A 12,194-nucleotide genomic window follows, 5' to 3' on the forward strand; every position below is an offset into this window, starting at 1 on the left:
GTGAGGTGGGCGGGCGGTCAGGTGAGGCGGAGAATCCGTTCGGGCGGGAAGAGTTCGGCGCCGGTGACGTGGGTGTTGTGGCCCAGTCGGATCGTCAGGTCCTCGCGGGGAGCGAGGGGGGCGAGATCGAAGGGCACGTCGCCGTAGAGCCCCAGCGACTCCAGGGAGGGCAGATCGGCCAGGGGGCTGAGGTCACAGGGCGGGTCGCTGGGGAGGAGCATGAGCTCCCGCAGCTCGACGAGCGGGGCCGTCAGGCGCAGGTCCGGCCCGGGAATCTGCACGAGGCGCAGACTCCGCAGACCGTGCAGGGCCGGCATGAGGCTGAGCTGGCGGAGATGGCTGGTGCCGTACAGGGCCAGCACCCGCAGGCTCGTCCAGAGCTCCAGGCCCTCCAGGTTCAGATAACGGGTCTCCCTCATCAGGTCGAGCTCGGTCACCTGTTCGCAGACCGGGAGTTCGCCGATGCTCTCGAGGAGAAAGGGATGGCCGAGAGCCAGATAGCGCAGGCCCGGCAGGTCCGCCAGGGGCCGGGGGTCGAGCGACGGATGGAGTTCGACGAGCGAGAGCCACTCCAGCCGCGGTCCGACGAGCGGCTCGATGGTCCGGATCTGCGGACAGCGGCTCAGCCCGACCTCCCGCAGCGCCGGCATGGCGGCCAGCGCCGTCACGTCCGCGATCCGGCTGTTGCCGTAGACGAAGACCCGTTCCACCTCCGGCGAGGAGGTCACGAGCGACAGATCCTGGTGATCACCCGTCAGGTGCACGTTGCGCAGCCGCGGGACGAGGCGCAGCGCGGAGAGCTGGGCGGCGGTCCTGACCGCCGCGTATTCGTCGGTCCAGTCCCGGACGGCCATCACCTCGCGGGCGTAGGTCTCCGCGTCGAACTGCTCCCAGGCCAAGGACAGGGCGTTCGCGACCCGGCTCCGCTCGTCGTCCCGGAACTGCTTCACCAGCTCGTACGCCGTCTCGCTGCCCACCGCCGCGGCCGTGCGTACCACCGCAGCCGCTTCCGCCCCGGTCAGGTCGTCGATCATCGACGACAGCAGCTCCAACGCCAGATCGCCCACCTTGGCCAGCTCGTCGATGCTCTTCTGGCCGTCCGGCGGCAGCAGCTGCCCGGTCCGGGCCTCCACCTCCATCCGGATCTCCGGGTCCAGCTCCGGCGAGTGGGCCAGACTCCCCGCGGCGAGCAGGACCAACCGGTGACCGTGGACCGGCTCCGCGTCCGCCCGCTCCAGCAGGGACCACAGCAGCGACGCCCGCTCGTCCGGCCGCGCGTGCCCCACCGCCATCTGGACCACGTCGTCCCACTGGTCCTCGTGGGCGTGGTGGACCAGGACGCCGAAGTCACGGGCCTCCACCGCGGCCTTCGCGCCCAGGTAGTCCTGGAACGTGCGGTGCACGAACCCCACCGCGCCCGCCGCGGGTTCACGCAGCAGGCCGCTGCGGTTGAGAAGGTGCGCGAAGACCTGGCCGGGTGTGCCCCGGACCTGGGACATGGCCCGCATCCAGTCGGCGACCAGAGAGACCGCCTCGTCCTGCCGGGCCTCGACCAGGCCGTTGCGGATCAGCCAGTACGCGAGCCGTTGCAGCAGAGCCGTCTGCTCCTCGCGGGTCAGGTCGACGCCCTCCACCCCGATGATCTCGCGCTCGGTGTCGCGCCGGACCAGCAGCATGTCCAGCGCCGCGTCGTACAACTCCTTGCGTGCCCGGGGCAGCTGCATCCGGCGGTCCCGGTTCAGCGCGCAGAGCAGGGCGCACATCAGCGGGTTCGTCGCGAGCAGCCCCAGGTCCCTGCGTGTCCCGACCGCGCGGCGCAGGGCCTTCTCGTACGGGTCCAGCTCGTCGCGTTCCTCATCCGACCGGCACTCCGAGCGGGCCGCCCGGTGCCAGTGCTCGATGAAGGCGCGGACGTCCTCCTGGCCCATCGCCAGCAGGGTGTGCGGTGCGAAACCGGAGCCGGACAGCCAGGTCTCGGGCACCGCCGAGGGGCGGGTCGTCACCACGTACCTGGCCCGGGGGTAGGCGGCGATCAGGTCCTTCAGCCAGCGTTCCGTGCGCTTGCGCAGCCGGTCCGGAATCTCGTCGACCCCGTCCACCAGGACCAGCGCCCGGCCCTGCAGGAGCAGCCGGTCCGCCCAGCCGGCCGGGGCCGCGCCGTGCAGCGGAACGCCGGCCGCGCGCAGGAATTCCGCCGGGGCGGGCAGCGCGTCGAGGGCCGTGAAGGCGCGCAGGCGCAGGACGAAGGGGACGCACCGGTTCCAGTCCGCCAGCTCGCCGCCGAACGTCTGCCGCGCGGCGTTCAGCGCCAGCCACTGCACCAGCGTGCTCTTGCCGGAACCGGCCGGGCCGCGCAGCAGCAGCCGGTCCCACTCGCCGAGGGCCTGCTCGATGCCGATCGCGGTCCGGACCGGCTGTCCCAGACCGTCCCTGCCGTCAACCTCGTAGCCGCTGACCGAGAGGCTGAGGTAGGCCGTCTCCAGCGGCCATTCGCTCGCCGACCTGCCGAGCGTCAGCCCGAACAGCCCCATCCGGCTGTTGGCGTTCGCCACGAACTGCGCGTACCGCCCCTCGAACTCCAGGTCCGCCGCGTCCGGGCGCGGCCCGACCCGGTCCCGTACCTCCTCCACCAGCTCCCGTGTCCGGCCCGTCGCGCGGACCTGCTCCACCGCCGCCCGGGCCGCGAACGACGGGTGCGCGGTCAACTGCTCCACCAGCTGCGCGCAGCAGCGGCCGAGCAGGTCCTCGTACAGGTCGACGGCCCGCGCGGAGAGCCCGGCGGCGGGGGCCGACAGCTCGGCGCGCAGCCGCTCGGGGTCCAGTTCCAGGGCGAACAGCCGCTTGGCGTCCGGCTCGCCCGCAGCCGCGAACGTGTCCTGTACGGAGGTGAGCGCGGCCAGCCGCTCGTGCTCGGGGAGGTCGGGGAAGGCGTCGGCCAGGCGGCCCGCGAGCACCTTGGCCAGCCGGTCCGGCTTCGCGGGGCGGGGGAGGGGACGCACCGGTTCCGGGACCAGGCCCGCGCCCGGCCTGGGGGTCAGCAGCGCCTTGGCTGCCGCGCCCACCACCGTCGTGGCCAGCCGTAACAGGGCAACTTCCGTACCGGACACGTGTGTTTCCTCCCAAGAGGCCTGTAGCGGAATCCTACGGCGCGGGCGACTGGCGGAAAGTGCCAAAGACTGCTGACACCAGGTCTCGCATACTTGTCGGTAACAACGTCTAGCCCTCGCCGACCCGCGGCCCTACGGTGCTCGCATGGAGCCGAACCTGCCCGATGTCGTGCTGTGGTCGATACCGGCCTTCGTGCTGCTCACCGTGATCGAGATGGTCAGCTACCGCCTCCACCCGGACGAGGACGCCGCCGGGTACGAGACCAGGGACACCGCCACGAGCCTCACCATGGGCATCGGCAGCCTGGGCTTCGACCTGCTGTGGAAGATCCCCATCCTGGCGATCTATATGGCCGTCTACGAACTGACGCCGCTACGGGTGCCCGTGCTCTGGTGGACCGTCCTGCTGATGCTCCTCGCCCAGGACTTCTTCTACTACTGGTCCCACCGCGGCCACCACGTGATCCGGATCCTGTGGGCCTGCCACGTGGTCCACCACTCCAGCGAGAAGTTCAACCTCACCACCGCGCTGCGCCAGCCCTGGACCTCCGCGACAGTCTGGCCCTTCTACCTGCCGCTGATCGCCTGCGGTGTGCACCCGGCGGCGCTCGCGTTCTGCCAGTCGGCCAACCTCGTCTACCAGTTCTGGGTGCACACCGAACGCGTCGCCAAGCTCCCGCGCCCCTTCGAGTACGTCCTCAACACGCCCTCCCACCACCGCGTCCACCACGCCTCCCAAGGCGGCTACCTGGACCGCAACTACGGCGGGATCCTGATCGTCTGGGACCGGATGTTCGGATCCTTCGCGGCCGAGACCGAGCGGCCCGTCTACGGGCTCACCAAGAACATCTCCACCCACAACCCGCTGCGCGTCGCGACCCACGAGTACGCCGCCATCGCCCGGGACGTCCGGGCCGCCGGCACCTGGAGCGAGCGGGCCGGACGGGTCTTCCGCGGGCCCGGCTGGCAGCCGGCGCCGAAGGCGGGGGCCGTGGCCGGGACCGGAGAGCCGGCGCCCGTGTCCCTGGAGACCTCCGCCCCGGAACGCGCCCTGTGAGCGCCACCGACTCCCGCCCCGCGCGCACCCGCGGAGCCGAGCGCTTCGCCCGCCCCGTGCTCCTCGCCTTCCTCCTCGCCGCCGCGGTGGACCTGGCCGGGCTCCTCGCCGGGGCCGAGACGCTCCACCTGGTCGCCAAGCCGCTGCTGATGCCGCTGCTCGCCGGATACGCGGCACTCCGCGGCGGACCCCGGCCACTCGTCGCGGCCCTGCTGTTCGGATGGGGCGGTGACGTCTTCCTGCTCGCCGACAACGACCTGGCCTTCCTCGTCGGCATGGGCTCCTTCGCCGTCGGCCATGTCTGCTACCTGACGCTGTTCGGCCGCGACCGGGCCCGTGCGCCGCTGGCCACGGGGGCCGGATACGCCCTCGTCCTGGTCGTCTTCCTCGTGCTGATCTGGCCGGACCTCCCGGCGGACCTGCGTATCCCGCTGACCGGCTACAGCCTGCTGCTCACCGCCACGGCCTGGCGGGCCGGCGTGCTCGGCCCGTACGCGGCGGCCGGCGGGGCGCTCTTCCTGCTCTCCGACGCCCTCATCGCCACCGGCATCGCCACCTGGCCGCAGGCGCCCGCCCCCGACTTCTGGGTCATGATCACCTACATCGCCGCCCAGGCGCTGCTGACCCTCGGGGCGCTCACGGCTCCCCCGGCCGGCGGAACCGGGCGAACCGGGGCGTACCGTGAACGGGGTACCAGCGTCTGAGACCGGCAAGGACCCCGAACGTATGCGCGCCACCGTCATCCACGCCCCCCACGACATCCGGGTGCGGGAGGTGCCCGACCCGGCGATCCAGCAGCCCACCGACGTGGTGCTCCGGGTCCTGCGGGCCTGCATCTGCGGCAGCGATCTGTGGGCCTACCGGGGCGAGTCGGCCCGGCGGTCCGGTCAGCGCATCGGCCACGAATTCCTCGGCGTCGTCGAGGAGGCGGGGTCCGGCGTCAACGGGTTCGCCGTGGGGGATCTGGCCGTCGCCCCGTTCGTCTGGTCCGACGGCACCTGCACCTACTGTGCCGAGGGCCTCACCACCTCCTGCCCCGAGGGCGGCTTCTGGGGATCGGTCGGCCCGGACGGCGCGCAGTCGGACGGCGGCCAGGGCGAAGCCGTCCGCGTCCCCCACGCCGACGGCACCCTGGTCAAGCTCCCGGCCGCCGCCGCGTCCGACGACCGCCTGCTCACCGCCCTGCTGGCGCTCTCCGACGTCCTGGGCACCGGCCACCACGCCGCCGTCGGAGCGGGCGTCGGGCCGGGCAGCACCGTCGCGGTCGTCGGTGACGGCGCGGTCGGTCTGTGCGGGGTGCTCGCCGCCGAGCGGCTCGGCGCGGAGCGCGTCATCGCGCTCGGCCGCCACCCCGCGCGCACCGACATCGCCCGCCGCTTCGGCGCGACCGACGTGGTCGCCGAACGCGGCGAGGCCGCCCTCGCCGCCGTCCGCGAACTGACCCGCGGCGAGGGCGTGCACAGCGTCATCGAGGCCGTCGGCACCGAGCAGTCGATGCGCACCGCCCTCGGCATCGTCCGCGACGGCGGCTCCATCGGCTACGTGGGCGTCCCGCACGGCAGCGCCACCGGCGTGGACCTCGGCGTCATGTTCGGCCGGAACATCGCCCTGCGCGGCGGCGTCGCCCCCGTACGCCGGTACATACCGGAGCTGCTCCCCGATGTGCTGGACGGCACGATCGACCCGTCGCCCGTCTTCGACCGGTCCATCGGCCTGGACGAAGTGCCGCTCGGCTACAAGGAGATGGACGAGCGGACCGCGTTGAAGGTGCTCATCACGCCGTAGGGCCCGACGCGGGGCGAGGGCCCGGGGAGAACGTCCTCCCCGGGCCCTCGCCCCTTGCTCGGTCACGTGCCTACCAGCGCACCGCGTCCAGCGCGTCGACCACTCCGGCCCCGTAGAAGCCGTTGTAGTTCTTGCCGCCCTCGCACACCGCGTCGATGACACCGTCACCGTTGATGTCGTACGGCTCACCGCACGCCTTCGCGTCCGCCTGGAGCGTCAGCAGCGCCTTCACCGCGGCCGGGGAGGCGTAGGGGTGCCTGGACTTGATCAGCGCCACGACGCCCGCGACGTGCGGGGAGGCCATCGACGTACCGGCCTTGTAGCCGAACTTGCCGCCCGGCAGCGTCGACAGGATCAGCCCGTTGACGGCCGGCGCCTCGGGGGTCTGGTAGATCGTCGAGTCCCCGCCCGGGGCGGCCACGTCGATGATGCCCTTGCCGTAGTTCGAGTACGAGGACTTCAGACCCTTCGCACCCGTCGCGGAGACCGTCACGACACCCGGCAGCATGGTCGGGATGTCCGGGCAGGCGCTCGGGTCGATGGTCCGCGTGACCGGCTCGGTGTCGTTCGGGCTGGTCTTGTCCTCGATCGCGTCGAGCGCCAGGTCGTGGCGGGAGTTCCCCGCCGCCGCGACGTTGACCGTGCCCTTGCGCTCCGCGTACTTCACGGCGCGGGTGAGGGCGTCGACCAGGGCGCCCTGATCCGGGTCGTTCTTGCAGTTGAACAGCCACGGGTCGGTGTAGTAGCTGTTGTTGGTCACCTCGACACCGTGCTCGGCGGCCCAGAGGAACCCGCAGACGACGGCCTCGGTGTAGAAGAACCCGTCCGGGTTCGACACCTTGATGCCCGACACCTTCACGCCCGGGGCGACGCCGGTGACACCGGCGCCGTTCTTCGCGGCGGCGATGGTGCCCGCCACATGCGTGCCGTGGTCGCTCTCGCCCGCCGCCGGACGCCAGGAGCCGGCGGTGGTGTCCGGAGCGCCGGAGACGCAGTTGGCCGAGGCGCGGCTGTCGAAGTTCGGGGCCAGGTCCGGGTGGGTGTCGTCGACGCCCGTGTCGATGACGGCGACGGTCACCCGCTTCGAGCCCAGCGACTTCTCGTGCGCCTGGTCCGCCTTGATCGCGGGCAGCGACCACTGGAGGGGCTCCAGCGGGTCCTCGCCGGCCTTCGCGTCCGCGGCGGCGGCCGCCGCCTGCTCGGCGGTGAGCGGCTGCGCTATCGCGCCGACGTCCTTGGTGGCCTGCGGCACGATCGGGTTCGTGCGGGTGGCGCCCGCCGACTCCACGCCGCGTACCCGGCGAATCGTTTCGCCGAAGGAGGGGTTCTGCGAGTGGACGACGATGACGCCGATCTGCTCATAGGCGATGACGACGGTGCCGCCGGCCTTGGCGATCGCTTTCCTGACGTTCTTGACGGTGCCGTGTCCGCCGCGGGTGTTGACCACGTAGGACAGCTTCGGCCCGTCGGTCCGGACGCTCGCGGCGGCCTGCTCGCCGGTGGGCGCCGCCGTGGCCGTCGCCGTCGGCAGGAAGCCGAGCGAGGCGGTCAGCGCGAGTCCGACGGGCACCGCGAGTGCGCGGGTCCGTCTCGATGACAGATGAGCCATGGGTTCTCCACATCATCCGTGCCGAACGACCGGACACCTGGCGTGTTCGGTCGCGTACATGACGAGTGAAGCTATCGCTGATCATCCCGGCGCATCAACGCTTACGGGCAACTTAGTTCGAAGAGTGACCTTCACGGCCGCATGCGAACGGGTGACTCCCGGCAACCGGCCGCACCGCGACCCCTCCGGGAAGGCGAAAGACGCGGTGAACCGCTTCGTCGCGCCCTCCGTGCCGTTGTCCAGGAGGCACATCACCGTCCCCGTCGGTAACGAGGCTTCCCTTGACACCCACCGCCCCCCAGACCACCGCACCCGCGTCGCGAGGAGATTCCGTGGCTACCGATGCACCGCCGCCCGAGGGCACATCGCCCGCCGGCCCCGCCCAGCCCACCACCGAGGCGTTCGTCACGATGCAGGCGAGCCCGGACTTCGCCGACCTGCGCCGCTCCCACCGCTCCTTCGCCTTCCCCCTGACCGTCGCCTTCGTGACCTGGTACCTGCTCTACGTCCTGCTCTGCAACTACGCGGGCGGCTTCATGGGCACGGAGGTCGTCGGCAACATCAACATGGCGCTCGTCCTCGGACTCGCCCAGTTCGCCACCACCTTCCTCATCGCCTGGCTCTACTCCCGGCACGCCGCCACCAAGCTCGACCCCAAGGCCGACGCGATCAAGTCCCGTATGGAGGCCGACCTGTGAGCGCCGCCCACGCCCTTTACCCCACCGTCCAGCTCGCCGCCACCGAGGGGGCGAGCGAGCACCGGCCGCTGATCATCACGTTGTTCGCCGCCTTCGTCGTGGCGACCCTCTTCATCACCGTGTGGGCCGGCCGCCAGACCAAGAGCGCCTCCGACTTCTACGCGGGCGGCCGGCAGTTCACCGGATTCCAGAACGGACTCGCGGTCTCCGGCGACTACATGTCCGCCGCGTCCTTCCTCGGCATCGCCGGAGCCATCGCCCTCTTCGGGTACGACGGCTTCCTGTACTCCATCGGCTTCCTCGTCGCCTGGCTCGTCGCCCTGCTCCTGGTCGCCGAACCGCTGCGCAACTCGGGCCGCTACACCATGGGCGACGTCCTCGCCTACCGGATGCGCCAGCGCCCCGTCCGTACCGCCGCCGGCACGTCCACGATCGTCGTCTCGATCTTCTACCTGCTGGCGCAGATGGCCGGCGCGGGCGTCCTCGTCTCGCTGCTGCTCGGCATCACCAGCGACGCCGGGAAGATCCTCATCGTCGCCCTGGTCGGCGTGCTCATGATCCTCTACGTCACCATCGGCGGCATGAAGGGCACCACCTGGGTGCAGATGGTCAAGGCCGTCCTGCTCATCGCGGGCACCCTGCTCATCACCTTCCTGATCCTGCTGAAGTTCAACTTCAACATCTCCGACCTGCTCGGCACCGCCGCCAGCAACAGCGGCAAGGGCGCGGCCTTCCTGGAGCCCGGCCTGAAGTACGGCGTCGACAACATCTCGAAGCTGGACTTCATCTCGCTCGGCATCGCCCTGGTCCTCGGCACCGCGGGGCTGCCGCACATCCTTATCCGCTTCTACACCGTGCCCACCGCCAAGGCCGCCCGTAAGTCCGTGAACTGGGCGATCGGCATCATCGGCGCCTTCTACCTGATGACGATCGTGCTCGGCTTCGGCGCGGCGGCGATCCTCAAGCCGGACGACATCATCGCCTCCAACAAGGCGGGCAACACCGCGGCGCCGCTCGCCGCACTGGAGATCGGCGGCGGCTCCGGATCCACCGGCGGCGCCATCCTCCTCGCGGTCATCTCCGCCGTCGCCTTCGCCACCATCCTCGCCGTCGTCGCCGGACTCACCCTCGCCTCCTCCTCGTCCTTCGCGCACGACATCTACGCCAACGTGATCCGCAGGGGGAAGGCCACCGAGAAGGAAGAGGTCCGCGCCGCACGCTGGGCCACCGTCGCGATCGGCATCGTCTCCATCGGCCTCGGCGCACTCGCCCGCGACCTGAACGTCGCCGGGCTCGTCGCCCTGGCCTTCGCGGTCGCCGCCTCCGCCAACCTGCCGACGATCCTCTACAGCCTCTTCTGGAAGCGCTTCACCACCCAGGGGGCCCTCTGGTCCATCTACGGAGGCCTCGCCTCCTCCGTCCTGCTGGTGCTGTTCTCGCCGGTCGTCTCCTCCAAGCCGAGCTCGATGTTCCCGGACGTCGACTTCGCCTGGTTCCCGCTGGAGAACCCCGGCCTGATCTCGATCCCGCTCGGTTTCCTGCTCGGCTGGGTCGGCTCGCTGCTTTCCAAGGAGAAGCCGAACACGGACAAGTACGCCGAACTGGAGGTCAAGTCCCTCACCGGCATCGGAGCCCACTGAGCACACCGGAAGGACCCTTCCTCGGCCCATCGCCGACGGGCCCTTCGGCTCCTCTCCCACACCCGCGGCCGGGCCGCGTCGTAGAGTCCTACGACGCGGCCCGGCCGCACCTCGTGGCAAACGAGCCACCTCGATGTCACACGTCTCACGTAGGCTCGGTAGGACAAGAGGCCACCAGAGCGACCGCGACCACCGCGGACACCCCGGGGGAGGGACCCACTGTGCTCATCGACACCTACGACCGGGTCGCCACCGACCTGCGCGTGTCACTCACCGACAAGTGCAACCTGCGCTGCACCTACTGCATGCCCGAAGAGGGCCTTCAGTGGCTCGGCAAGAGCGAGCTGCTCTCCGACGACGAGATCGTCCGCCTGATCCGTATCGCCGTCACCTCGCTCGGCATCACCGAGGTCCGCTTCACCGGCGGCGAGCCACTGCTCCGTCCCGGCCTCGTCTCCATCGTCGAGCAGTGCGCCGCGCTCACCCCGCGCCCCCGCATGTCGCTCACGACCAACGGCATCGGACTCAAGCGGACCGCCACCGCCCTCAAGGCCGCGGGGCTCGACCGGGTCAACGTCTCGCTGGACACCCTGCGCCCCGACGTCTTCAAGACCCTCACCCGCCGCGACCGCCACAGGGACGTGCTGGACGGCCTGGAGGCCGCCCACGAGGCCGGGCTCACCCCGGTGAAGGTCAACTCCGTCCTGATGCCGGGACTCAACGACGACGAGGCCCCCGAGCTGCTCGCCTGGGCCGTCGCGCACGGTTACGAGCTCCGCTTCATCGAGCAGATGCCGCTCGACGCCCAGCACGGCTGGAAGCGTGACGGCATGATCACCGCCGGGGACATCCTCGCCTCGCTGCGCACCCGCTTCGCCCTCACCGCGGAGAGCGACGAGTCCCGCGGCTCCGCCCCCGCCGAGCGATGGACCGTCGACGGCGGGCCGCACCGCGTCGGAGTGATCGCCTCCGTCACCCGCCCGTTCTGCCGCGCCTGCGACCGCACCCGGCTCACCGCCGACGGCCAGGTCCGCACCTGCCTCTTCGCCCGTGAGGAGACGGACCTGCGTGGGGCACTGCGCGGGGACGCGCCGGACGAGGAGATCGCCCAGCTCTGGAAGACGGCCATGTGGGGCAAGAAGGCGGGCTCCGGACTGGACGACCCGTCCTTCCTGCAGCCCGACCGCCCGATGTCGGCGATCGGCGGCTGAGTCCTGAGCGGCCGAGCCTGGAGGCCTCCTCAAGGCCTTGAGAACCAAGGCCCCAGGGCTCAGGCCTCGGTCTCTTTCCCGTCCCCGGCTGCCCAGTCCTCCAGCGCCACCACGTCCTTGAGGAAACCCCGTACGCCGAGGAACGAGGACAGGTGCTCCCGGTGCTCGTCGCAGGCCAGCCAGGTCTTGCGCCGCTCGGGCGTGTGCAGTTTGGGGTTGTTCCAGGCGAGCACCCACACTGCGGCGGCCCGGCAGCCCTTGGCGGAACAGAGCGGGGCACCGGTGGAACTCTCGGCGGACGTCTCGGGAAAAAGCACGAGGCCCAGCCTAAGTCAGGTGTTCGCGAGCTACGTCAGGTGCTCCAGAGCTCAGAGCTTTCTGACGCATCCCCGGTCGGAGAAAGGGCGACGCCGGGCAGCCACGGGGGGAGCTGCCCGGCGTCGGTCCATCGCTCCGACGGGGGATGCGGAGCGCTTTCGAAGTATGTCACGGGGACCGGGGTGCGGTGCACCGGAACGTCATGATTGATCTGAGCTTTTATTGAGCTTCGAGGGGCGTGCGGGCTCAGGTGTGCTCGTGCGGCGGCCGGGCCCCGCCGGACGCCCCCTCGGCGTCCCCGGGCTCCGCCGGACCGGGCACCGGGGCGGCCTCCACAGCAGGTCGCAGCGGCATCTGCACGAAGGTCGTCGGCAGCGAAGTCACGTTCTCCCGGCCCGCGTTGGCGATGACCACCGCAACGTACGGCAGCAGCACGCCCAGCACGAGCGCCACGATCGCCACATGCCGCTCCACGTTCCACAGCACCGCGGCCAGTACCACCGACACCGTGCGCACCGACATCGAGATCACATAGCGTCGCTGTCGGCCGCGGACGTCGTCCGTCAGCCCCTGACGGGCGCCCGTGATCCGGATGACCTCCGTACCCGCGCTCTTCCGCAGCATGCTCCACCACCAGATCTCGTCGCCGGACGCTCCCGGACCGGGCCGCTTCCACGGTACGCCCGGCACCGGCCCGGCAGGCGACCGGGGCACGCTGTACGAGAGGACGGGGGCGGGGCGGGTGGCGGGCCGGGGTCACCCGGACGGC

10 protein-coding genes are annotated in these 12,194 nt (G+C 71.1%); 6 read left to right on the top strand and 4 right to left on the bottom strand.

The annotated features are described in order from the left end of the window. Positions 1-17: 17 nt before the first annotated feature. Entirely contained in the window at positions 18-3,107 is a 3,090-nt protein-coding gene (locus N7925_RS29065; protein ID WP_265602361.1) for an NACHT domain-containing protein, read from the bottom strand. 145 nt (positions 3,108-3,252) lie between these two features. Between N7925_RS29065 and N7925_RS29070 the strand changes: the two genes are divergently transcribed. Genes N7925_RS29070 through N7925_RS29080 form a run of 3 tightly spaced genes read left to right on the top strand, consistent with a single transcriptional unit; the run spans position 3,253 to position 5,949 of the window. Further along, entirely contained in the window at positions 3,253-4,164 is a 912-nt protein-coding gene (locus N7925_RS29070; RefSeq protein WP_274345632.1) for a sterol desaturase family protein, read from the top strand. Next, the gene (locus N7925_RS29075; protein WP_274345633.1) at positions 4,161-4,868 is read left to right on the top strand and encodes a lysoplasmalogenase; all 708 of its coding nucleotides are present in this window, start codon (positions 4,161-4,163) and stop codon (positions 4,866-4,868) included. The genes N7925_RS29070 and N7925_RS29075 overlap by 4 nt, the downstream gene beginning before the upstream one ends. Positions 4,869-4,890: 22 nt before the next feature. Continuing rightward, positions 4,891-5,949, top strand: coding sequence for a zinc-dependent alcohol dehydrogenase family protein (locus tag N7925_RS29080; RefSeq protein ID WP_265602364.1), 1,059 nt, complete (start codon positions 4,891-4,893; stop codon positions 5,947-5,949). 70 nt (positions 5,950-6,019) lie between these two features. On the opposite strand, the gene N7925_RS29085 is transcribed toward N7925_RS29080, so the two are convergent. Further along, positions 6,020-7,558: a S8 family peptidase gene (locus tag N7925_RS29085; protein WP_274345634.1), complete on the bottom strand. Its 1,539-nt coding sequence runs from the start codon at positions 7,556-7,558 to the stop codon at positions 6,020-6,022. A gap of 332 nt (positions 7,559-7,890) precedes the next feature. On the opposite strand from N7925_RS29085, the gene N7925_RS29090 reads away from it, so the two are divergent. The 3 genes from N7925_RS29090 (at position 7,891) to moaA (ending at position 11,107) form a co-directional block, all read left to right on the top strand. Beyond that, complete coding sequence (locus N7925_RS29090) at positions 7,891-8,256, top strand: DUF485 domain-containing protein (protein WP_265602366.1); 366 nt, start codon at positions 7,891-7,893, stop codon at positions 8,254-8,256. Then, a complete protein-coding gene (locus tag N7925_RS29095; protein WP_265602367.1) occupies positions 8,253-9,896 on the top strand; it encodes a solute symporter family protein in 1,644 nt (547 codons plus the stop codon). The genes N7925_RS29090 and N7925_RS29095 overlap by 4 nt, the downstream gene beginning before the upstream one ends. A 221-nt stretch (positions 9,897-10,117) precedes the next feature. Then, a complete protein-coding gene (gene moaA / locus N7925_RS29100) occupies positions 10,118-11,107 on the top strand; it encodes a GTP 3',8-cyclase MoaA (RefSeq protein WP_265602368.1) in 990 nt (329 codons plus the stop codon). A 59-nt stretch (positions 11,108-11,166) separates the two neighbouring features. Here the strand turns inward: moaA and N7925_RS29105 are convergent, their stop codons facing one another. Then, complete coding sequence (locus N7925_RS29105; protein ID WP_274345635.1) at positions 11,167-11,424, bottom strand: hypothetical protein; 258 nt, start codon at positions 11,422-11,424, stop codon at positions 11,167-11,169. Positions 11,425-11,671: 247 nt separating this feature from the next. Then, on the bottom strand, positions 11,672-12,049 hold the full coding sequence (locus N7925_RS29110; RefSeq protein WP_265604039.1) for a DUF3099 domain-containing protein: 378 nt from the start codon (positions 12,047-12,049) through the stop codon (positions 11,672-11,674). Positions 12,050-12,194: the final 145 nt, after the last annotated feature.

Source organism: Streptomyces sp. CA-278952, from assembly GCF_028747205.1.
Classification (GTDB): domain Bacteria; phylum Actinomycetota; class Actinomycetes; order Streptomycetales; family Streptomycetaceae; genus Streptomyces.